Genomic DNA, 22,276 nt, shown 5'->3' on the forward strand with positions numbered 1-22,276 from the left:
CCCGAATTTGTCCTCAATGTGAACTGAGGATTACAATTCGGGCTTGTAGTAGAATTGGGGGAGTTGAACAGAGACAGTCGTTCCTTTTCCCGGAGTGCTGGCGACTTCAATCTGACCCTTATGCAGGTCGACAATTCGCTTGACGATGGATAACCCCAGGCCGCTGCCGCCAACTTTTCGTTCTCTGGATTTATCCACTTTATAGAAAGGTTTAAAAATATGATGGAGTTCCTCCTCAGGAATTCCTGATCCGGTGTCAGCAATCTCCACCAATACCTGTTCTCCACTTAAAGATACTTTAATGTCAATAGTTCCACCGTTGTTCGTATGCTTGATGCTATTGCTTAACAAATTACTCCATATTTGACTCAACCGGTCTTCATCCGCTTCTATAGTTACAGGAAGTACATCCAGATTGACTGTCATCTCCTTGGTGGACCACTGAGGTTCCAGAGCAATCACCACTTGACGAAGCTGCTCATCCAGTGAGAATTTCCCCGGGGACAGCTGCATATGCTCGTATTCCAGCGTCGATAGCTGCAGTAAATCACCACTCAGCCTGGACAGACGGTCGCTCTCTGCCTCAATGATATCGAGCAGCCGCATGCGTGTTTGTTCATCAAGCTGCTTGTATTTAAGCGCCTGTGTGAACCCCTTAATCGATGTCAGCGGAGATTGAATTTCATGGGATACATCCGAGACGAACCGCTTGCGGCTTTCCTCCAGCGTTCCCAGTTCCTTCGCCATCACATTAAAGCTCTGAGTCAGTTGGCCGATTTCATCACCACGCTTGGTGCTGAGACTGACGCTGAAATCGCCTTTGGCCATTCTTCGGGTCGCACGGGTCAACCGCCGCAGCGGCTGAACGATGTACCTGGCAGCGATCAGAATGAACAGACTGCCGAAGCCCAGAATAAAGAGCAGTTGGGTTTTCAGGAAACCGCCGATCATGCTCACCAGTTCATTGACCTCCGGTGTGATGAATAATGCGCCGGGTGAGCCATTCACGGTCAATGGAAGGCCGACTGTCATGCCTCCCTCACCTTTGTTAATTCCACTGCGAAAAACGCCCCCATGGAGAACCTCCGGAACATGGACTGCTTCCAGCTCCAACTGCCTTTGGTGAACTTCACTGCTCACATACAGCAATTTCCCCTTGCTATCGTACATATGTACAGCATAGCCTGGGAGGGAGGATACCCCTGTCATCAGGTAATCCAGATCTCCCCCCTCAGCCTGCTCGTAAGCCTTGATCATCATTTTTCCGCTGGATATCATGTGATCCTGTAGTGCCTTCTTGATTTGTCCTATATATATGTGATTTATCAACAGCGATGCCGTGAAAATACTAAGGATAACAGCCCCCAGAAAGGTCAGTACCACACGTACATACAGCGACTTAATCATGCAGAACCTCCAGCCTGTAACCTACTCCTCGAAGTGTAACAATCCGGAAATCACCGCTGTGCGGCTGGAACCGGTCCCGCAGCCGTTTGATATGTGTATCTACGGTTCGTTCATCGCCAAAATACTCATAGCCCCAAATCTGGCGGATTAGCATATCGCGTGTGAAGATTTGGCCAGGGTAACTTGCCAGCTTCCACAGTACCTCAAATTCCTTAAGCGGCAACGTAGTCAATTGACCGGTATCGTCATGCAGAACATGATAACCTCTCCTGTCTAACGTAACGCCTCCCAGCTTAATGGTATGGGATGTGGAAATGCCGTATCGCTTCAGCAGCGCCTTGACCCGCATGACCATCTCCATCGGATCAAATGGCTTAACGAGATAGTCGTCGGTGCCAAGGCGAAAGCCCTTGATTTTGTCGGCAGGCTCGCCTTTAGCTGTGATCATCAGGACCGGTCTGTCTCCGGCCTCACGAATCCGTCTGCACAATTCCCATCCGTCCATACCGGGCATCATAATATCTATAATTACGAGATCAACATCATGTTTCTCATAATAGCTCCAGGCGTCCGCGCCATTGCTTGCCTCTACAATTTCCATACCCTCATCCTTCAGAAAAAGGCTAACCAGCTCCCGAATATGCGCTTCATCATCCGCCACCAAAATTGTTGTCACGCTGTACCACACCTCATCCAGTTGTTTTCCCTGACAATTATCACTTTAGTATATCGGCCTAATTTGTACTGAAAGTGAACAGAACATTACAACCCAACGCACACTTGGATTTTACATGGAGTAAGGTCGTTATTATTCCTGAAAGGGCGGCTGAAATGAAAAGCATCCGCGGATTGTAGACAAGATACCCGTTAGAGGAATCTCCAGTTTATTTATCCTGGGATTCCACGGCATGACCACCGAACTCATTACGCAGTGCCGCAACTACTTTACCGGTAAAGGTATCGGTCTCCAGCGAACGGTAGCGCATCAGCAGTGACATGGCGATAACCGGTGTAGCCGCCTGAAGATCAAAGGCAGTTTCCAGCGTCCACCGGCCTTCACCTGAGGAATGCATCACACCTTTAATCTCTTCCAGCTTAGCATCCTTGGAAAAGGCTCGTTCCACCAGCTCCATCAGCCAGGAACGGATGACGGAGCCATTGTTCCATACCCGGGCCACCTGTTCGAAGTTGAAATCATACCCGCTTTTCTCCAGAACCTCGAAGCCTTCCCCGATGGCAGCCATCATCCCGTATTCAATCCCGTTATGCACCATCTTCAGGAAATGCCCGCTGCCGGATTTACCCGCATAGAGATATCCGTTCTCCACGGAAGTATCCCGGAACAGCGGCTCGACAATCGCCCAAGCTTCAGGATCACCACCAATCATGTAACAGGCGCCGTTCCGCGCACCTTCCATCCCGCCCGAAGTACCGGCATCCATGAAGCTAATGCCATGTTGGCGCAGGGCCTCATAACGGCTAATGGACTGCTTGTAATGAGAGTTTCCCGCTTCAATGATGATATCACCTTGTGATAACAGCGGAGTCAGCTCAGCGATCACATTGTCCACGACCGGATGGGGAACCATGATCCAGAGAATGCGCGGCTGCTCTAATTTCCCCACAAGTTCTGCCAGACTTGCTGCACCTTCCGCACCGTTCTTGATCATCTCTTCCACAGCTGGTGTATTCAGGTCAAACGCTGCCACCTCATGTCCGTGTTCCAGCAGATTCAGTCCAAGGTTAAAGCCCATTTTTCCAAGTCCAATTAATCCTACTTTCATCTAAATTCCCTCCTGTGTATGATCATGTATGGTCCAAATACTTCCTTTTAAAGGTGTATAGAAAAAGAATATCCAGAGGCCGAGGCCCCTGGATGCGTTTAGAAATTACAGAACACCTGCCGGTACGGATTGAATCTCTTGAGCCTCCGGTTCCTCATTCTCGTCCAGCCACCAGTGGTCATCGCCAAGAAGTTCAGCTGCCGCAGCAGGACCGTGAGAGCCAGCAGCATAGCTGTGCAACGGAAGAACTCCTGCTTCCATCGCTTCTTGAATCGGCTGAACCCATTGCCAGGACAGCTCAACTTCATCCCAATGGGCAAAGAAGGTCGAGTCGCCGCGCAGGGCATCATAGATGAGGTTCTCGTAAGATTCCGGAATTTCCGGGTTACCGAGCTGATAATTGATGCGGACAGGTTCCAGCTTGCCGGTACGAAGCGGATCTTTAGTGTTGAGCTGCAGAGTAATCGCTTCATTCGGACTGATATCAATAATCAGCAGGTTAGGGTCAGTGTTCCCTTTATTCAGATTGTTATAATCATTAAGTGGTTCTTTGAATTCAATGACAATTCGCGTGGACTTCTCTTTCATCCGCTTCCCGGTCCGAATATAGATCGGAACTTCATTCCACATCGGATCTTCAATCCAAAGGCGGGCAGCAATGTAGGTCTCGTTCCGCGAGCTGGAGTCGATTCCCGGTTCGTCCAAATAGCCTGGCACTGGATTGCCCTTAATTTCTCCGGCTGCATATTGTCCCAGCACGACATCACGTGTAAGATCGTCTTTTATCAACGGGCGGAGCGATTCCATTACATACCGCTTCTTGTTGCTGACATCTTCTGGTGTGCTGCCTTTAGGAAGCTGCATGGCTGTCATCATCAACAGCTGGAGCATATGATTCTGGAACATATCCCGCAGCGCGCCGGACTTGTCGTAGTAACCAGCACGTTCCTCCACCCCAACTGTTTCGCTCGCTGTAATTTGCACATTGGCGATATAACGGTTTTTCCAAAGCGCTCTAAGCACTGGATTGGAATATTTGAGCACTTCCAGATTCTGCACCATTGGCTTGCCCAGGAAGTGGTCAATACGGAAGATTTCTTCTTCTTTGAACGCAGCCGAAAGGCTCTCATTCAGCACTCTCGCCGACGCCAGATCCGTACCGAACGGTTTTTCAATCACCAGGCGCTTCCAGCCTTTCGTGGAACCAAGACCGCTGGAATTGATGTTGGCTGCAATTTCACCGAAGAATTCAGGACCGACAGACAGGTAGAACATTCGGTTCTCAGGAATCCCCAGATCTTCTTCTCTAGCCTTGACATGTCCCAGCAGCTTCACATAGTCTTCCGGACGACCCACGTCCAGCACCGTATATTCAAACGCCTGGATGAAAGTCCGCAATTTTTCGGAATCTTCCGCCGGTTTTCTGGAGAAGGTTTGAAGGGAATTCAGAACCTGCGCCTGAAATGCTTCATTCGACAGTTCCCGTCTGCCGAGTCCGATTACAGATAAAGGTGTCGATATTTTACCATCTAAGAACAGGTTATATAAAGCGGGATAAATTTTCCGTTTTGCCAAATCTCCGGTAGCGCCAAATAGCACAAAAGTTGATGATTCCACTTTAATTCCTCCTGTTGTTAATATATATTTATGAGGTTACTATTAATTACTTCTTAACTTTTATATCACACATCATACGACGATAATGTCCATTCGTCAACATCATTTCGACATTTACAGAAGTTATTCATTTCACTATACTGTGTTATAGTAAGAAAGATATTAATGATAACCACAAAAAAGGATGAAGCCTAATTTATGAAAGAACCTCCTAAGCCATTACATGCCAAAGTCGAAAGTGCTTACCATATCATCGGGAAAAAATGGGTGAACCTAATCGTCCATGTACTCATGGAAGGACCGAAACGGTTCAACGAGCTGAACGCCATTATTCCCGTCCTCAGCAAACGCATGCTGAATGAACGACTGAAGGAGCTTGAAGAATACGATATTCTAAAGCGCCACGTCATTCCAGAACGGCCTGTCCGCACAGAATATACGTTGACCGAGAAAGGGAAAGAACTCGGCGATGCTTTATTTCATGTTGAAGCGTGGGGAATGAAGTGGTTTTAAGAACAGCCACCTCTCTTTGCCTGAGCATAGTTTGCTTCGCATATCAACTAAGTATAACTCAAACGCAGCTTTGAGCAAAACTTAACAACGCCTCAGAGCATATCTAAGAGGAATCTCAGTGCTCCACACAGATCCACAATTCAAAAAAAGGCGACCCATAGCCATTAATGGCTTACGGGACACCTGGCGATTTTTTATCATTGGACAGCGGTGAACGATTCTCTAACTGTCTGAACATCAATTAACAATCCTGACCTTCATTTAGAACGCTCTTGAATGTTTTAGTAAAACTCTATGCCTCTGTTGCTTCATTTTTCTTGTCACCAGTACAGCTCCTGCGCTATCACTTTTCCTGTACTACCGCTGCTGCTTCCAGCAGCATCAATCCACTGAGCTGAACGCTCAACTGAACGGGCAGTTCCGGTGCTTTTTCCCATGACGGACTGCATAAGCCCAGTTGTTTGTTCAGACCAGACTCCCATAGCCGCCCGGCATTTCGGAGAATGATCTCTCGTACCTGCTCCTGCTCCGGAATTTGACGGTACAACTGTACCCAATATCGAATTAGAATCCCTTTGAACAACCCCGTGTCATCTATGCCCTCATCAGGCAGCATCCGTGTATCCGCATCACAAAGCCGCTCGATACAAGCTTCTGAAGTACGGCGCGCGTCCGCTGCATATTTAGTGTTACCCGTGTTAAGATACAGCTCAAGTGCAGCGCCCAGGAACACCCCCTGACAATAGGTGAATTCCCAGTCGTAATCAATTTCTCCATCACCCTGCCTGTTAATTCCATCCCAGACAAAGCCGGAAGCCGGGTCTACCAAATGGGTTTTGTTCCATTCATAGATACGCTCCGCCCAGTTCAAATCCTCCTCATCCTGAAATAGGCCATATAGACGGGCGGCCAGAATAGCTGCCGGGGCATTTGCCGGAGTATTCTTATAGTCCCTCTGATCTTTCTTCCAGGCCATCCCGCCGCCAAAATGATCATTCCACGCGGTTTTGATGTCCTTCCACAGTTCCAGCACCGCAAGCTTATATTCTTGTTCGCCTGTCGCCTTGTAAGCCCGCAGCAGTGCAAGCGCCGTCCACTCCATATCGTCATAGTAATTATGTGAGAAGGTGCCACCGTTATACGCACGAAGACTCCGGCTCAATTCACGAATTTGGTCCGCATACCCTTGGCTGCCGGTTCGTTCCAGCCCGTCTACCAGCACATCTATAACATGGGCCTGCCACCAATAATAAAAGTTTTCATCAGCTGGGCTATTCTCTTGCGGGTACCATTGGTTCATAATTCCGGTCTCTGCGTTGTAATAGTTATGAAGCAGCTGCTGCTGGTACCACTCCGCCCGTTCCTTCCAACTGTCCATGTCCACTGTCTGTATCAGGTCTGACATCAGCTGCACCTCATCTTCTAGTAATAGCGTACCCATGGTTAACCCGATTAGCTTGTTGTTAGTTCGTTGTTCAATGTTCGCTATTAGTTTATCGTTAGACTGTTGATATATCATTTCCTTCACATTGTTAGCTCACATTCTATTGAGACATACTCTATAAACTAACATCTATTGTCCAATTAGCTCCGCACGCTCTCCAACTCAGCCAACATCTCCAGCAGCTTGATTCCGCTGAGCTGGGAGCTTAACTGGATGATCTCGCCACCCGCACTGTTCCAGTCCGTGCCGAACAGCGCTCCGTCGCCGGATTTCCCGCGCGACCAGAGCAAATCGCCATTGGCGCGGAGGAAATCCGCAGCCACGCCTGACCCCGGATCGGCCTTGCACAGCTCGGCCGTATAGCGGACCAGGATGCCTTTGAACAGCCCGGCATCCCCGCCGCCCTCATCCGGCAGGCCGCCGTGTCCGGCATCGGCCAGCTCCGTCACCGCCGCCTGGAAGGTGCGGCGGGCATTCTCCAGATAACCAGCTTCGCCCGTTATCCGGTACAGCTCTACAGCTGCGCCGATGTACACCCCTTGGTTGTAGGTGAACTTCCAGTCCTTGTCGATGCCGCCGTCTCCGGCACGGTTCATGCCATCCCAGACGAAGCCTGTATCTGCATCGACCAGATGCCCTTTTAGCCACGCATAGATCCGCTCGGCCCAGTTCAAGGCTTCGGCATCGCCGAATGTTTGATACAGACGTGCTGCGAGAATCACTGCCGGTGCATTAGCAGGCGTATTCTTGTAATCCAGCTGCGATTTCTGCCAGGCAATACCGCCGTCCATATGCTCATTCCAACCAGTGAGAATATCCTCCCAGAGGATAAACACTGTTTCTTTATAAGTCTCTTGACCCGTAGCCTGATAGGCACGTAACCAAGCCAAAGCCATCCATTCCATATCATCATATAACTCATTAGGCCACACACCGCCATTGCGCTTCAGCAGCCCTTGATGCAGAGCGGCTAATCGATCGGCATAGCGGGTGTCACCGGTACGCAGCAGTCCATCCACAAGTACATCTACAGCATGGGCCATCCACCAGTAGTGAAAAATCGTGTTGCATTCCCCATTCGGGCAAGGTGTCTCGATGTTGTACATCCCGATATCTTCATTCCAGAATAGCGTATCCAGCGCTCCCTGCGCCTGGTCCGCCCGTTCATCCCACAGCTTAAGCTTCAGTTGGTTCATATGCTTCTCTCCCTGGTCTCCCGGTTCTTCCCAAGCCGTCCCCGATTCTGGCAGAGCAGCTTAAAGTCCCGTCATTTTGTCTACATTCAGATAATTGCTGTTGCCCTTGGTACTATCAAATCCAAGCTCAATAGAGTTGTAGCCTGCATTCAGCGGAACATTTAGCGTCACCGTGTTCCAGGCGGACCAACTGCTGGTACCGTTAAAAATCAAATTATTGCTGACCACCGTACCGTTCACTTTAACGTACCTTCCGGCATTCCCCGCCGCGGCGGCATAACGAAAGCTAATCGTCCGTGTACTGGCACTGTTCTGATTGACGTGAAATACAACTTTCGTATTATCGGTGTTCCAGCCTGCTGTATAGCCCCGCCCTGAAAAGCCTGGCTGCGAGGATTCGTTATTAACACCGTAACGGCGGGCGTTCTCGGCCTCGTAGGTACCATTCCCCGCAATGGGTCCGGTGTAATTGTCTGCCGGAACCAGTTGCAGGATCGAAGCACCTGCGGCGGCAGCGATGGACTGGATATAACCGCTTCTGGCAGGTGCTGTCCAGTCGCTGTCAATAATGCCGTCAGAGGCCCGCCGATGGTTAAAGGCCTGGGTCGCATTCTGCTGCAAAAAATTTAAGTAAGCAGCGTTCCCTGTCGCCTTTCGCAGTTGGTTCAAGTTGCGGGCGAACACCATGCGGAAACCAGGTGAATCATTCTCTCCCTCATACATAAGCGTATAGGAGAGGGTCATTTTATCAATGACATAAGCTGCGGCAGTATTCGCATCCGTGAGATAGGAAGCATTCCCCGTGGCCTGATTCAGGGCCAGTGCCGCACCGAGATACGTGCCGTAATTATAGGTAAAGTCCCAATCTACCACCGTTCCTGAGCCGGAGCCTTCGACGTGGTCATTGATTTTGCTGCCGGAGACCAGTCTGCTCTGGATCCAGCTGTAGATACTCTGCGCTTTTGTCAGATAGTCGTTGTTGCCCGTAGCATTCTTCAGCTTGATAGCTGTCATAACCATCGGCGCATTGGTTGCCATATTCTTTTGCGGCGAAGTACCGTCCCGCTTCCACCAGATACCGCCGCCATACGTGCTGTCCCAATCGCTCCAGATCTGGTCGAACAGGTATGACGCACGGTTGCGATATTCAGCGGTGCCCGTCAGTTCATAAGCCCGCATACAGGCGAGCGCCCACCAGCCAAGATCATCATTAAAATCATTGGCCATCATATCCGGGTACTTGGCGTTGAAGCCCGCATAAATATCATCGATCATAGCGCGGTAAGTGCTGCTGCCGGTCCGTTCATACGCATCCATCACCGTCTCCCACAGCTGGGCCTCCCACCAGAAGTCGGTATACAGCCCACCGTCAGGTCCATGAGCATGCTCTGAATGAATCAGGTGGTCGCTGTTGGTATAGAAATACTTTGCTACAGGATCATAAAAGGTACTGACAAAACTGTTCATTGCCATGTCGGCATTCGCTGCGGTAAACGCAGCCGCATGTCGTTCTCCCCCAAAGGGCGAAATCAGAAGCACAGCCGCCAGAATTCCACTGACGATCGCTGATGCTTTCTTGCCGAATTTTGCCATTCCATCATCTCCTTGAGTTGAAGTTGGTTAAGAGCTGTTAACCCTTAATACCACTGAAGGCAATTCCCTGCACAAAATAACGCTGCAACGCCAGGAACAGCACGAGTATCGGTAAAATTGCCACGAGCGCTCCGGCCATCATCGGTCCGTAATCCGTCTGGAAATTATAAGAGAACGCTTGTAGACCCATCTGGATGGTCGCTTTATCAGGATCATTCAGCACAATCATCGGCCACAGGAAGCTATTCCAGCCTGCCTGAAAGGTAAAGATGCTCAGGGTAGCCAGCGCTGGCTTCGTCAGCGGCAGATAGATGCGCCAGAAGATCATAAATTCCCCGCAGCCCTCAATCCGGGCCATCTCCATCATGTCGCTCGGAAGGGTCAGGAAGAACTGCCGCATAAAGAATACCGCGAAGGTCCCTGATGCACCCGGCAAAATAATGCCCCAGAAGGAATTCATCAGCCCCATACCCCCGCTGCCAAAAATATCATTGCCGCCCATAAGCGGGATATGGCGCATCACATAGACGGTCGGAATCATGGTGACGATGCCCGGAATCATCATGGCTGCAAGCAGGACACGGAAAATCGGCTTGTTCAGCTTGAACTTCAGCTTCGCAAAGGCATAGCCGCTAATTGATCCGAAGAACAGGTTCGCCAGTACACCCGATACCGCCAGCACCAATGAGTTCCAGAAATACAGGCCGAACGGTACAGTCGTGAACGCTTTGCGGTAATGCTCGAATGTCAGATGTGACGGAAACCATTTGATTGGCATCGCGAAGATTTCTTCATCCGGCTTTAACGATGTCAGCACGCTCCAGTAAAATGGCAGGAACATGACAAGCGCGATAGCGATGCATAAGATATAATAAAATGTTTTGCCTAAACCCCGCTTCAGCGCGGAATTGCTGCTAGTATCCATTCCTTTGAGCCCCCTTCTGCTTGGCATGTGTCTATACGATCGGGTCTTCCGCCTTCGATATCCGCATATTGATCAGCGAAAAGATGAGAATCGCCATCGCTAGTACAAATGCCTGCGCGGACGCATAGCCCATTTGAAGCTGATTGAAGCCCTGCTGATAAATTAAATAGACAGGTGTCTTGGTCATGTTAGCCGGACCGCCCTGTGTAAGTACGAAAGCCTGGTCGAACAGCTGGAGCGCACCGATGATTGACATCGTGCTGACCAGAAAGGTTGTCGGCCGAAGCTGCGGCCACGTGATGTACCGGAAGCAATCGAACTTGTTCGCCCCGTCGAGCCGCGCTGATTCATAGAGATAATCGGGAACCCCCTGCAAGCCGGCCAGATAAATGATCATATTCGATCCTACCGACTGCCATAGCGTAAGCATGATAATGGACAGCATCGCCGTGCGGGTCTCCGACAGCCAGGCCGGGCCTGTAATCCCTACATAAGAGAGCAGCCCGTTCACCGCTCCGAATTCGGGATGCAGCAGCCAGATCCATACCGTAGCCGCGGCTACGGCAGAGGTTAGCGTCGGCAGATAGTTAAGCGTACGGAACAGCTTAACCCCGCGCCACGCCCGGCTGAGCAGAACAGCGAGCAGCACCGATATCAGGATATTTAATGGAACGAATACTACCGCATACAGTAACACGTTCCGAAAGGTTTTCCACAACAGATCATCCTCGGCCAGCCGCCGGTAGTTATCGAATCCGATCCAATCGTTCCGGCTTAGCACATCGTAGTTCGTAAAGCTTAAATATAAGGCCATGACAACGGGGATGACCGTAAATACCACAAACAGCAGCACTGTAGGCGTAATAAACAAATATGCCGTTCTCGCCTGATGCCTTTCAATCCTTCTGACGGATGTCACTTGGGTTCCCCCTCTATATTCCATTCAGTAATTTGCCATATTACTTTCCTTCGTTTTACTTCACAACCTCGTTGTCTTTGAGCATTTTGTCGCCCTGTTCCTGAGCTTTCTTCAACGTATCTTCAATACTCTGCTTGTTCTGCTGATTGAGCTGGAGGTTCGGTGAGAGTGCATCTGTCTCCATAACCGAGTAGCCAGGGTGAGTAGGACGAATTTTCGCGAATTCCAGCGTATCCATAAATGGCTTCCACTGCGGATCATCCTTGAAGAACGGATCTTCCAGAGATGGCTTGAAGCCCGGCAAATTCAGACTGGTTTTTGCCCACAGCAGTGCGTTATCCTTATTTGCTGTCCACCATTTAATGAACTCCCATGCCTCATCCTGGTGCTTGGAGCCTTCAGGGATCACGAGGCCAAATCCGCCCATAACACTGCCCTTATCGCCACTTGGTCCTGCTGGTGGAGGTACGATGCCATAATCCAGGTCTTTGCCGTATTTATTGTAGGTGCTTAGCATCCAAGGACCGGAATACAGCATAGCAACCTTTCCTGTGACAAAAGCATCCTGACCTTCGCCAAGTCCCAATTCGAAGCCGACTTTGTACACTTTATCTTTGTTCATCAGGCGGTCCCAGAACTCCAGCACCTGCTTGCCTTTGTCATTATTAAAGTTTGTCTTACCATCTTCAGTCAGCATCTGGCCGCCCGCCTGTTGCAGATACATATTGAACAATCCAAGATCGCCCATGGAGAAGCCGGCTACTTCCAGCTTGTCACCCTTCCATTTGGTCAGCTTCGTTGCAGCAGCTTCCAGTTCATCCCATGTCGTCGGCGGCTGAAGTCCGGCTTCCGCGAGCAGCTTTTTATTGTAGAAAAGAGCGCGAGCATCTACTGTGAGCGGCAAGCCGTACAATTTTCCGTCGTTGGTAAGCTCTTTCAGAGATTCACTGTAAAAATTATCTTTGGATATGCCGTCACGTGCCAGATACTCATCCACAGGATGAAGGACATTCTTGGGCGCATACAGGGAAGTCCGCCAGCGATCCCAGAACAGCACATCCGGTGCACCGCCATTAGTGGCTGCGGTCAGGAATTTCGTGATCATATCCTGCTGCAGCACATATTTAACATGAATTTTATCCTGAGATTTATTAAAGGCATCGACCATTGTCTCGAATTGCTTCTGACCTTCACCGCCCCAGTCTCCCCAGAAGGTAAGCTCTGTTTTCTTACCGTTGCCTCCGGTATCCCCCTTTCCGGTATCCCCTTTCTCAGAAGCTCCGTTACTGCCTCCACAGCCTGCCGCTAGAACAGTAACCATACTGAGTGTAACTGCCGTAACCAACCATTTCTTCATATTCTCATCCCCTTTTGTTGTGTGATAAAGCTTAAATGAACGACACTGCATTCAACAGACATGTGCAGCGGCAAGACGCAACATTCGCCTGCCTCCTCAGCTTCGCTTAACGGATATGTCACAGGTCATTAACAAAAACTCACAGAACATCATGTTGGCCCAAGAGAACCAGGGTCTCGTAAACTGCCCGGGATCATCCACATGAAAACCTTCATGCATGAAACCCGTTCCGACATCAGTACGCTCCAGTAAATCGAGCAGTCCTTTCTGTTCTTCCCGGCTTGTCGCCGTCATCCCCTGAATCGCCAGCGCAATATGCCAGATATATCGTTCAGGCGTGTGTGGGCTACCAATACCGGCTGCAGCGCTGCCTTCATAATAATAAGGATTCTCCTTGCTTAGGATCAGCCTGCGGGTGTTGAGATAGACGGGATCATCTGCTTCTGCATAGCCCAGATAAGGAATGGACAGCAAGCTGGGCACGTTAGCATCATCCATAAGATTCACATTCCCTAAACCATCTGCCTCATAGACATACACATCGCCGAACTCCGGATGCTGCACGATTCCATATTCGCGGATGCCCTCATCTATCTGCGCCCTGAGCCTGGAAGCGGCTGTCTCCATTTCAATATCCCCCAGCACCTCATGGGCAATTTCCTCCACATACCGCAGCGCTACAACTGCGAACATATTGGCTGGTACCAGATAACCGTATTCACAGGCATCATCACTGGGGCGAAAGCCTGACCAGGTCATTCCTGTATATGCGGTGAGGCTTCCCCGGCCGTCACGGATCAGTGTGTCCGTCGGTGGGCAATTCAAGCGCTGAAACCGATAAGCCGAATCGCTTTCATGATTTTGTTCCCTGCTCCACAATTCCAGTATCCTTCTGACCCCTGTTACAAAATTCGGGTTGAACTGGGAGGTCCGCCCTGTATTTTTCCATAACAGATAACTTAGCTGAATGGGGTAACATAAGGAGTCAATCTCGTATTTCCGTTCCCATATCCAGGGATTCATTTTTGTCAGATCGTCCTGATGGCCCTGGCCAGCAGCAGTTTCATTAAAAGCATTGGCATAAGGATCAAGCTGGATATAGGCAAATTGCCGGTCGACCAGCCCTTGGATCATATCTGCGATTGTCTCATCCTTGGAAGCAAGAATCAGATACGGCCTAACTTGCGCTGCCGAGTCCCGCAGCCACATGGCTGGAATATCTCCAGTAATGACAAAGGTGGTACCATCGGGCTTACGCTTAATCGTCGTATTCCATGTGTTCAACAAACACTTCTCAAACATCCCTGCCAGTCTGGGGCGATCCCCTAGCTTCTCATGTATTGCGGCTATAAGTTCTTCTATGGCCTGCGGAATTTGATTGTTTGAGCTCAGCTTCATAACCTCCCCATCTTCACTTTAATCTAAAGCGCTTTCACAAATTAGTATATTGGTATACCATCCATATGTCAATATGTTTTATTTTCGATAATGATATATTGTTATATCGATACTAAGAGCAAATAAATGCACAAAGAACCCCAAAAAACCCATCACAAGCTGACAGGTTTCTAAGGGAATGACGATTCTCGACGGATATATTTCGTTGACACCAATACCGCTAGACGGTGCCTGGATCTCGGGCAGGACCGGTGGATTCACCGGTGATCAACCGGGCTTCCAGCATGATTTTATTCGGAACGGTGTGTCCGTTCATGATACTGAGCACATTCTCTACTGCAATCCGTCCCATCTCTTCTTCATTCTGCTGCATGTGGGTGAAGGAATATCCCCCGCCCAAATGTGTCGGCGGACTGTCAAAGCAAATGATCGAAATATCTTCAGGGATACGCAGACCAAGCCGTTCCACCGCTGTTTTGGCCAGCAGAGCAATGTTGTATTCGATGGCGAACAAGGCAGTAATGGAAGGATGGTTCTGCAAATGGGAGACCAGGCGTGATATGTCGCGCTCAATGTTCTCATCATTAAAAGAATTGGGCAGCGTTGAGGTCAGATCACTGACCCATAGCCCTTTGTCAACCATGATCCCCCGCTGGGCATGAGCCTGGATGAACCCTTCAATCCGGTCCTCCACTGCGGTCGTATCCACCGGCGGCGGCGACAGAAAGGAAATATGCGTATGTCCAAGATCAAATAGATACTCTGTGCCTTGAAGCGCAGCCTTCAGGTTATCAGAACTGACCGAAGCCGCTGCCACGCCTTTCAAATGCCGGTCGACAAGGACCAGCGGAAAGCGGTCAATCACCAGTTTCAGAATTTCCGCATTGAAATACTCACCCTGGGCGGGGAACACAATTAGCCCGTCTACCCCGAGGCCCAACAGCTTCTGAATCGACAGCTCCTCATTCTCAGGGATGCCGAAGGTTCTTCTCAGTACCAGAAAACAATCTTTGTCTCGTGAAGCCTGCTCCATACCATAAATCAGCCCTGTACCATAGCTGTTACCAAAATCGGTAATAATCAAGCCAATGGTCTTCTCTTCTTGATGTGCAAATTTGATAGCGGGTTCATCGGGATGTCCGGCTGAAGACGCTTCCTCTTCTACATAGTCATGCACGGGATCAGCTACAAAAGAGCCCCTTCCCGGCTTACGTACAATCAATCGCTCGGCTGCCAGCAGCTCCAGCGCTTTTTTACTGGTAATGCGGCTTACATTATAAGCTTCAGCCAGTTCCTTTTCGGAAGGAACACGCTCACCTAGCTTGTAAGCTTGGGTAACAATATCCTGCTTCACTTCGTCAAATATTTTCTCATACATCGGCTTGGAAGAAGTCGTCTCACTCATGGCTATCGTTCTCCTGACGTTCATTATTTCATTTTATACATAATAATATATCATGATATATTATTATTGTCGACCCATCTCCGCAAATACCCGCAATCAGGGGGAGAAGACCGCAAACTCTTTTCCGTGCTAAACAATAATAAAATAAAGCGGAACCCCACTTGACTCTTTCAGGCTTCCGCTTAATGTACATCAATGCTGTTTAATCAGCTCCGTAAAAACTGCGGATACAGTATCCGCTAGCTGCTGCGGGGCAAGCCCCATCTGTGTGCCGACTCTCCCTGCACTGACAGCCATCATCTCAAGGGGCTCTGCGCTTTGATCAATATAGGTCGGGTATAGCTTCTTCATGCCTACCGGGGAACAGCCCCCGCGGATATAGCCTGTCCACTTCAGCAAATCCTTCATTGGCAGCATTTCAATCTTTTTCTCCCCGGCAGCTTTGGCGGCCTTCTTCAAATCCAGCTCTTCGCCAACGGGAATCACGAACACGTATATATTAGGGCCGCTGTGCGAAACGAGCGTCTTAAAGACCTGCTCTGCAGGCTGGCCTATTTTATCGGCGACCGCAGTCCCATGGATTTGCCCATCCTCATGATCGTAAGAAAAGATGCCGTATGGAATCTTCTTCGCATCCAGAATTCGCATTGCATTGGTTTTACCCGCTTGCATCATCATCAACCTTTCATTCAATTCCCTTTCATATTACATCCAGTCAAGGATAGTCATCAAGGCTCAAAACCTTGCTGGCTGAGCAATACCTGCTCTTCCGAAAAAACCGTCTTCATCCGGTCATATACGATACGCCATGCAGATGGGTTATACCATTCTTCCAGCTCCTGTTCTTCATATAACGAAGATATTCCCAGCTTCCGCGTACGTTTGCCTCCACTACCATCACCCATGAAATAATCGTCCACACACACCCGGTCCACCACTTCTTTCAGCTTTTTCGGGAATTCCGGGCTGCTTGGCAACACCGGTGCAATCGCAGCCTGAGCGGGAATGCCTGCCTCCTTAAGCAGCTCCAATGTCTTGAGACGGGCAGCGATAGGCGGAGCATCAGGGGAAAAACGCTTGCGGATCTCGTCCAGATCACTCTCCACGGTCAGGCTGACCCGCACACGGTTTCCGAGCTCCCGCAGCAAATCTATATCCCGCCGCACCAGCGGGCTCCGTGTCTGCACTAGCAGAAAGTCCGGCTGTTCCTGCACCATGACCTCCAGCAGCGAACGGGTGACCTGTTCTTTATATTCAACCGGCTGGTAGGGATCTGTACTGGAGGACATGAATATAGTGACCGGTCCCTTCGCCTTTGCCCGGAGCAGTTCCTTGCGTAAAAGCTCCGCCGCCCCCTGCTTAATATCCACCCAGGTGCCCCACTCTTCCTTACGGAAGATCGAGACCGGCATTTGGCGCACATAACAGTAAGAGCAGGCAAAAGCACAACCCGTATATGGGTTCAGGGAGTGGCTGTAGCCCGACAGAAATCCCGTTCCTTTATTCAGCAGTGTCTTCGGCTGTTTGTACAAAAGCTCCATAGCCATCCTGTTCACCTCGCAGTATATAGATATATGTGATTTTTCCTTACGGGGCAAAGATCGCTTGGCAGTAAAGAACCCCAATCGCAGAATTGGGGTTCGAGTCATGAGTATTAGTCCCTGGGATAATTGACTTGCATAATATCCATAAAAGGCACTTTTATAAGAGTCTCATGATAGCTGAGATGCACTTTACCGGTTCGAGGGTCCATGTCAACAATAACACCACGTACCTGCTCTTCCTGCCCCCATACGGTCAAAAGAATTTCAGATTCTTCCATCTTGGCTTCTGCCAGCTGATTGCCAAGTTCTTCGAGCACGAACTCGTCTCTCGTCGGCCGTTTTGCTACCTTTGCTTTTGCCACACTGTACCTCCAATAAGCCATTACAATTTAAGATAAAACGAAGTATGAATGCTCCTTCTCATTATAACATGTCCCTACCCGACATTTATAAAAAGAATTCCCCTTCACCAAACTCCCTGCTTAAAATTGCAGGCGCTGTTCTCCAGCAATAGCAGTGCCCTGCTCCAGTTCCAGCAACCGTTTCTTCATCTCCAGCCCGCCCCGGAAGCCGGTTAGACTTCCATTTTTGCCGATCACCCGGTGGCACGGAACGGTAATTAAGACCGGATTGGCCCCAATCGCGGTCCCCACTGCCCGCACTGCGGACGGACGGCCGATACGTTCTGCAATATCCGAATAAGACCATGTACTGCCATATGGAATTTCGCGAAGCGCGCGCCATACTTCAAGCTGAAAGGGGGTGCCAATCAAATCGGCTGGAGAGATTAGATCCTGACGTTCTCCGTCCAGGTATTCTTTCAGTTCAGCTAGACATGGCTGTAGCCGAGCCTCATCTTCTACAAGCGAACTGCCTGGAAAGCGGCGTTCAGCCCACGTGCTCGTCTCACTAAATGGCTTCCCCTGCGAGCCGATATAACAGAGCCCCTTCTCTGTAGCAGCGATGTAAAAATGCCATTCTTTATAATCCAGCAACGTCCAATAGATAACTGGACTAGTCTCTTTACTCATATATGGATGCCTCCTTGGCTGATATATTATCTTCCGCAGCTTGCGTCGTTGCCTGGTAAATCTGGCGGAATTGAGAGGGCGTGTAGCCCGTTTTTTTCTTGAACAGGGTAATAAAATAAGAGGTATTGGGTAGACCAACACTTTGGCCAATCTCGGCCACCCCTTGCTCCGATTGAAGCAGATATTGTCTGGCCTTAGCCACCCTCTGCTGCTGGAGATAATCCACCGGAGTGATACCCGTGATCTTCTTAAACGTCCGGTGCAGATGATAGGGACTCCCATGGCATACCTCGGCCAGATGCCCAAGCGTTACAGGCTCAGATAGGTGATTATCCATGTATCGGGTCATAACTTCAACCCACTCTGCATCCGGTAATCGCTCCCCGGTGGGCTTGCAACGTTTGCAGGGGCGGAATCCAGCTGCCAGCGCTTGCTCAGCTACCGAGAAGACAGCGACATTCTCGCGCTTCGGGGCCTTGGATTTGCAGGATGGTCGACAAAAGATACCCGTAGTCCGCACAGCATAGAAAAAGGTGCCATCGCACGCGGCGTTATTAGACAGAATGGCTTGCCATTTCTCTTCCGTCAATTTCTCATCTATTTTGCGCTCGGTCTGGAGCTCGATTTGGCTCTCCGTGTTGCGCTCATTCTGGCGCTCCGTTCGACTCACAGCCAGTTTCTCCATGTTATGCTCTGTCCGGTGCTCTGTTCGACTCTCGTCTTTGCTTTCCATTTCGCGTTCGATTCTGCTATCGATTCCACTCTTCATTCCGCTCACCTCTATGGATAGTATACCCCTATCCAGGCCTGCCTGTACGCATTTTGGAATACAATAGCAAGATAGTGAAACTCAAGCTTTCGTCGCAGCGATCGGGGAACTTCTCCCGGAATCGGGGGTCAACGCTGTGGATCAACTTGGAACTGATAGCATTAGCCTCGATTCAGCACGACGTGGGTGCGCTGGATGAAGACGGATTCAATGATATGAAAAAAGAGAGGCACCCCGCCCCTCTTTTCTACACTCATGAAGTTCCCTATTAACCTCGCGCTACTTAGTAGCCTGCGGCTAATCCACCCTATGTCGCCCAGTTTTCCTGCGGGGCCAACCTATATACCTCATTCTCCCGGGTCATGAATCCATGCACAATAAATTCCCTGCGGATCGTGGCAAAATCCTCATGAAAACCTTTGATAAACATATTCAATTCCTTCTCGGGATATGGACGTCCCGGCTCCAGCTTGGAAATCAGGTACTCCAAGATAATAAGCTTCTTTTTGCGCTGTACTGGAATGCTCTGCAACCGTCCATCGGCTGTGGAGAAGTTGCGGATAACAGATGCTTTCAATGCTTGATCTTGATCGCTCATCTGATATGCACCTTTCTTGAGATCGTATTTGAACATCCATAAAATTAGTCAATTGTCTAATTAGATATTAATTTAATGTTTATTAGTTGTCAATGATTCCATTCAAGGGATCAATCTCATATTCTTTTATGATTCCATCGCAAAAAAAGCGTCCTATCCGTTAATACGGATGGACGCTCTACAATCCTTACAACCGCGGGTCAATCTCCCGCTCCTTAGCCACTTCAAACAGCAAATTTGCAGCGATCTCTTTGTATCCTTCATGTTCAGAGTTGATCTCATCAAACGGGATCGCCAGCAGATCTCTTCCCAGTTTATACTCATTATAGGAAGTACGCAGCTTCCGGGCAATATTCTTCTGCTTCAAGAGCTTCCGGTACTTATGCCGGAACTTATAGTCATAGCCGTAGATGATGGACAAGTACTCCGGGTTACGTACCTTCATATAAGGCACCGTACTTTCATCCCATGTCTCCGGCTTGATTACAATGCCCTCCATTCCTCTCTCAAACGTAAGCTTGGAGAAATATTGCTCTGCTCTTTTCCAGCTATCCGGTTCTGCAAGATCTAATACAATCGCTTCGTCATCCGACAGAAAGCTGTACATCTCGGATGTCTTCCAATCCGGCTGCTGCTCGCGTCCATCTTCGCAGACGATTTTCAAGATAGTAAAAGGCTTATACTCCATGACTTCGTCCCCAGCGTATAACTCCAGCTGCCGCTTGTAGACATCATATGCATCCTGATGATCGGCTAACGGCACATAACTCGCCTTTATATCGTGAATATACTTGTAGGTCTGATACACACTTGCCCCATATTTCTCACTCAAAGCAGATTTGGCAGTACGATTCTGATCCTGCTCAAAGCCACTTGCTTCATAAGCAGCAACAAGCCCGTGATACGCCTCTTCAAAACTATTTTCCTGCAAAAAGGTCAACTCTGTTCCAAGCGCCGCCTCGATCGGCTTAAACTGACGTTCGATCAGCCCTTCTCCGAGCGCCTTCCATGGCAGAAGCTCCCCATCCAGAATCAGCATCGCTATCTTCTCTTTCTCCATGAAGCTGCTAAACTTCTCGTACAGCCCGGTATAAATCTCCGATAAATCTGCTCCTTTAATCCTGTAGCCGTTACGGCTAATAGCAAAGCACTGGTCCCGCTCCTTGTGCAGATAAATGTTGCATCTTGAGCCCATATATTTCGGCTGCAGTATCACCTGCTGAACACCACGCTTCTGGAAATACGCCAAGCCCTGCTTTAACGATTCCAGTTCTTGTGTCTCCTCATCTTTATCTGACGGGGACATTGTACCCGAGATAAAGTTCACTTTATGGCGGGTAGCGTAACGGAGACGGCGTGCCTCTTCTTCCTCCAGATCCTGAAGTGAGACCTTTCTAGGTTCCTGGAACAGCATTGGCAGTTCTTCCGGAATGACCGCCCTGCTCGACCGATGTGACCGTACAAACGGTTTGTACCCTATGGTGACCGCTGTGAGCTGGTTGCCATAGACGCTGCCGGTATCGATATGAATTTTATTATAGATTCGAAAAGCTTGCTTGGCCGCAATATGCCCGAAGATATGATACGGGTGATTTTTAACCGCTTCCTCCCGTAAAAAAGAAAGCTGCTCCTCCACCAGCCCTTCCCGGTCCAACCGGAAATTCCGCTGATGGCGAACCGAATTTGTATCCAGCTTGCCTATATACTTGTTCCGACAAGGCGCATGGGTAACATAATAAGAGGGTCCATTAACACCTACATATCGGTAAAACGGCTTCGACACGGCAACCAGACACTGAAATTTCTCAAGCAATTCCGGATCTTGCAGAAGCGTCTGGGTAGAGTCAAAGTACGAATGAAGCAGCTCTTGATCCACACCTTTCACTTCACCACGCAAATACTTATCTACGAAGTTCTCATGGTTCCCCAGAACAAGAACCAGGTGCTCCCGGTTATCGTACAGAAATTGAATGATCTCCCTCGTCCGTTTTCCTTTATCAATCCAGTCCCCGGCCAGAATCACCTTGGTTCGCTTCAGTTTCTCTCCGGGAATCCACTTACCATCTTCCATCTTGTATCCGTAATCCAGTAGCAGTCCCTGCAGGTCGTCCACGCATTCGTGAACATCGCCAACGATGATATACTGCTGGTCTTGCGGCAATACACTGGATAGATACGCTTGTAAATCCTCTATGACGATACTGTATTCCGAATTGACTATTCCTTCTACAGGTACATAAAAATCCTTAGCCCGCACTCGATGAACCTTCGTATAGCTTTCTCGCGCCAATGAACCCAGTACTTCTGTTTTCAGCCGGTTAATATGGCTCGTAATCAGCTTCTTGGAACGTTCTGATGCATAATAGTCGTCGCGTTTCCGATAATCGAAGACGATGACTTCTAGATTGTAGTTGTTCTCTTGGGCAATCCCCTTGACCTTCGTTCGAAAATCCTCTGACAAACCTGTAGTATCAACCACCACAAACTCGGCATTGATCGGAAAGGACGTTACCAATTTCAGTCGTTCGAACAACAGCTTAAAAGCTTGCTCACTGGACTCCAACATAAACTGATCGTACTTATCATAATCATAGCCGAGGATATCCTGACGGATCTGGTCAGAGGATAGGTACTGGACATTGGCCCGCACGGCACGATTGTGATCTTCAAACTGCAGCCCGGGAATCAGTACTTCCTTGGCAAATGTCGTTTTACCGCATTCTGTAGAACCGATTAACATAAAGATCGTATGAACCTTTGTCTGAATAAGCATCGA

The 22,276-nt window shown here is 49.3% G+C and carries 19 protein-coding genes and 1 pseudogene; 1 reads left to right on the forward strand and 19 read right to left on the reverse strand.

The genetic code is table 11. The features are described from left to right. Positions 1-30: 30 nt before the first annotated feature. From ACFRAM_RS01835 to zwf, 4 genes are all read right to left on the reverse strand, one after another. Positions 31-1,407, reverse strand: a complete 1,377-nt coding sequence (locus ACFRAM_RS01835) for a HAMP domain-containing sensor histidine kinase (RefSeq protein WP_379464300.1) — start codon at positions 1,405-1,407, stop codon at positions 31-33. Further along, positions 1,400-2,083 carry a response regulator transcription factor gene (locus tag ACFRAM_RS01840; protein ID WP_379464301.1) on the reverse strand — a complete coding sequence of 228 codons (684 nt, stop codon included), beginning with the start codon at positions 2,081-2,083 and terminating at the stop codon, positions 1,400-1,402. Before ACFRAM_RS01840 ends, ACFRAM_RS01835 begins: the two co-directional genes overlap by 8 nt. 208 nt (positions 2,084-2,291) lie before the next feature. Further along, entirely contained in the window at positions 2,292-3,191 is a 900-nt protein-coding gene (gene gnd, locus ACFRAM_RS01845) for a phosphogluconate dehydrogenase (NAD(+)-dependent, decarboxylating) (protein ID WP_379464302.1), read from the reverse strand. Between the two features lie 105 nt (positions 3,192-3,296). After that, positions 3,297-4,808, reverse strand: coding sequence for a glucose-6-phosphate dehydrogenase (gene zwf, locus ACFRAM_RS01850; protein WP_175371851.1), 1,512 nt, complete (start codon positions 4,806-4,808; stop codon positions 3,297-3,299). A gap of 198 nt (positions 4,809-5,006) precedes the next feature. Between zwf and ACFRAM_RS01855 the strand changes: the two genes are divergently transcribed. Next, the gene (locus ACFRAM_RS01855) at positions 5,007-5,321 is read left to right on the forward strand and encodes a winged helix-turn-helix transcriptional regulator (RefSeq protein WP_379464303.1); all 315 of its coding nucleotides are present in this window, start codon (positions 5,007-5,009) and stop codon (positions 5,319-5,321) included. Between the two features lie 343 nt (positions 5,322-5,664). On the opposite strand, the gene ACFRAM_RS01860 is transcribed toward ACFRAM_RS01855, so the two are convergent. The 15 genes and pseudogenes from ACFRAM_RS01860 to ACFRAM_RS01930 form a co-directional block, all read right to left on the reverse strand. Continuing rightward, complete coding sequence (locus tag ACFRAM_RS01860; protein ID WP_379464735.1) at positions 5,665-6,840, reverse strand: glycoside hydrolase family 76 protein; 1,176 nt, start codon at positions 6,838-6,840, stop codon at positions 5,665-5,667. Between the two features lie 65 nt (positions 6,841-6,905). Beyond that, a complete protein-coding gene (locus ACFRAM_RS01865; RefSeq protein ID WP_379464304.1) occupies positions 6,906-7,961 on the reverse strand; it encodes a glycoside hydrolase family 76 protein in 1,056 nt (351 codons plus the stop codon). 60 nt (positions 7,962-8,021) lie between these two features. Then, entirely contained in the window at positions 8,022-9,554 is a 1,533-nt protein-coding gene (locus tag ACFRAM_RS01870) for a glycoside hydrolase family 76 protein (protein WP_379464305.1), read from the reverse strand. A 37-nt stretch (positions 9,555-9,591) separates the two neighbouring features. Beyond that, positions 9,592-10,479, reverse strand: a complete 888-nt coding sequence (locus ACFRAM_RS01875; protein WP_379464306.1) for a carbohydrate ABC transporter permease — start codon at positions 10,477-10,479, stop codon at positions 9,592-9,594. Between the two features lie 31 nt (positions 10,480-10,510). Then, the gene (locus ACFRAM_RS01880) at positions 10,511-11,398 is read right to left on the reverse strand and encodes a carbohydrate ABC transporter permease (RefSeq protein WP_379464307.1); all 888 of its coding nucleotides are present in this window, start codon (positions 11,396-11,398) and stop codon (positions 10,511-10,513) included. A gap of 55 nt (positions 11,399-11,453) precedes the next feature. Continuing rightward, positions 11,454-12,755 carry an ABC transporter substrate-binding protein gene (locus tag ACFRAM_RS01885; RefSeq protein ID WP_379464308.1) on the reverse strand — a complete coding sequence of 434 codons (1,302 nt, stop codon included), beginning with the start codon at positions 12,753-12,755 and terminating at the stop codon, positions 11,454-11,456. A gap of 96 nt (positions 12,756-12,851) precedes the next feature. Beyond that, entirely contained in the window at positions 12,852-14,153 is a 1,302-nt protein-coding gene (locus tag ACFRAM_RS01890) for a glycoside hydrolase family 125 protein (protein ID WP_379464309.1), read from the reverse strand. 220 nt (positions 14,154-14,373) lie between these two features. Continuing rightward, positions 14,374-15,558 carry a substrate-binding domain-containing protein gene (locus ACFRAM_RS01895; RefSeq protein ID WP_379464310.1) on the reverse strand — a complete coding sequence of 395 codons (1,185 nt, stop codon included), beginning with the start codon at positions 15,556-15,558 and terminating at the stop codon, positions 14,374-14,376. A gap of 192 nt (positions 15,559-15,750) precedes the next feature. Next, the gene (gene ybaK / locus ACFRAM_RS01900) at positions 15,751-16,230 is read right to left on the reverse strand and encodes a Cys-tRNA(Pro) deacylase (RefSeq protein ID WP_379464736.1); all 480 of its coding nucleotides are present in this window, start codon (positions 16,228-16,230) and stop codon (positions 15,751-15,753) included. A 56-nt stretch (positions 16,231-16,286) separates the two neighbouring features. Continuing rightward, complete coding sequence (locus ACFRAM_RS01905; protein WP_379464311.1) at positions 16,287-17,105, reverse strand: SPL family radical SAM protein; 819 nt, start codon at positions 17,103-17,105, stop codon at positions 16,287-16,289. A gap of 107 nt (positions 17,106-17,212) precedes the next feature. Continuing rightward, positions 17,213-17,464 carry a YolD-like family protein gene (locus tag ACFRAM_RS01910; protein WP_175371861.1) on the reverse strand — a complete coding sequence of 84 codons (252 nt, stop codon included), beginning with the start codon at positions 17,462-17,464 and terminating at the stop codon, positions 17,213-17,215. 120 nt (positions 17,465-17,584) lie between these two features. Then, a complete protein-coding gene (locus tag ACFRAM_RS01915; RefSeq protein WP_379464312.1) occupies positions 17,585-18,133 on the reverse strand; it encodes a methylated-DNA--[protein]-cysteine S-methyltransferase in 549 nt (182 codons plus the stop codon). Then, entirely contained in the window at positions 18,126-18,902 is a 777-nt protein-coding gene (locus tag ACFRAM_RS01920; protein ID WP_379464313.1) for a bifunctional transcriptional activator/DNA repair enzyme AdaA, read from the reverse strand. The genes ACFRAM_RS01915 and ACFRAM_RS01920 overlap by 8 nt, the downstream gene beginning before the upstream one ends. A 307-nt stretch (positions 18,903-19,209) precedes the next feature. Continuing rightward, positions 19,210-19,479, reverse strand: a pseudogene (locus ACFRAM_RS01925) (DUF2087 domain-containing protein); the annotation flags it as partial. A 208-nt stretch (positions 19,480-19,687) separates the two neighbouring features. Further along, entirely contained in the window at positions 19,688-22,273 is a 2,586-nt protein-coding gene (locus tag ACFRAM_RS01930; protein ID WP_379464314.1) for a metallophosphoesterase, read from the reverse strand. Between the last annotated feature and the right edge of the window lie 3 nt (positions 22,274-22,276).

The sequence above is a fragment of the Paenibacillus sp. NPDC056722 genome, from assembly GCF_042790635.1.
In the GTDB taxonomy this organism is placed as follows: Bacteria; Bacillota; Bacilli; order Paenibacillales; family Paenibacillaceae; genus Paenibacillus_AQ; species Paenibacillus_AQ agri.

Excerpts from the sequence above, each read along its gene's own strand:
- ACFRAM_RS01835 (WP_379464300.1), bottom strand. The coding sequence starts at position 1,407 with ATGATTAAGTCGCTGTATGTACGTGTGGTACTGACCTTTCTGGGGGCT.
- gnd (WP_379464302.1), bottom strand. The coding sequence starts at position 3,191 with ATGAAAGTAGGATTAATTGGACTTGGAAAAATGGGCTTTAACCTTGGA.
- ACFRAM_RS01855 (WP_379464303.1), top strand. The coding sequence starts at position 5,007 with ATGAAAGAACCTCCTAAGCCATTACATGCCAAAGTCGAAAGTGCTTAC.
- ACFRAM_RS01860 (WP_379464735.1), bottom strand. The coding sequence starts at position 6,840 with ATGATATATCAACAGTCTAACGATAAACTAATAGCGAACATTGAACAA.
- ACFRAM_RS01865 (WP_379464304.1), bottom strand. The coding sequence starts at position 7,961 with ATGAACCAACTGAAGCTTAAGCTGTGGGATGAACGGGCGGACCAGGCG.
- ACFRAM_RS01870 (WP_379464305.1), bottom strand. The coding sequence starts at position 9,554 with ATGGCAAAATTCGGCAAGAAAGCATCAGCGATCGTCAGTGGAATTCTG.
- ACFRAM_RS01875 (WP_379464306.1), bottom strand. The coding sequence starts at position 10,479 with ATGGATACTAGCAGCAATTCCGCGCTGAAGCGGGGTTTAGGCAAAACA.
- ACFRAM_RS01885 (WP_379464308.1), bottom strand. The coding sequence starts at position 12,755 with ATGAAGAAATGGTTGGTTACGGCAGTTACACTCAGTATGGTTACTGTT.
- ACFRAM_RS01890 (WP_379464309.1), bottom strand. The coding sequence starts at position 14,153 with ATGAAGCTGAGCTCAAACAATCAAATTCCGCAGGCCATAGAAGAACTT.
- ACFRAM_RS01895 (WP_379464310.1), bottom strand. The coding sequence starts at position 15,558 with ATGAGTGAGACGACTTCTTCCAAGCCGATGTATGAGAAAATATTTGAC.
- ybaK (WP_379464736.1), bottom strand. The coding sequence starts at position 16,230 with ATGCAAGCGGGTAAAACCAATGCAATGCGAATTCTGGATGCGAAGAAG.
- ACFRAM_RS01905 (WP_379464311.1), bottom strand. The coding sequence starts at position 17,105 with ATGGCTATGGAGCTTTTGTACAAACAGCCGAAGACACTGCTGAATAAA.
- ACFRAM_RS01915 (WP_379464312.1), bottom strand. The coding sequence starts at position 18,133 with ATGAGTAAAGAGACTAGTCCAGTTATCTATTGGACGTTGCTGGATTAT.
- ACFRAM_RS01920 (WP_379464313.1), bottom strand. The coding sequence starts at position 18,902 with ATGAAGAGTGGAATCGATAGCAGAATCGAACGCGAAATGGAAAGCAAA.
- ACFRAM_RS01930 (WP_379464314.1), bottom strand. The coding sequence starts at position 22,273 with ATGCTTATTCAGACAAAGGTTCATACGATCTTTATGTTAATCGGTTCT.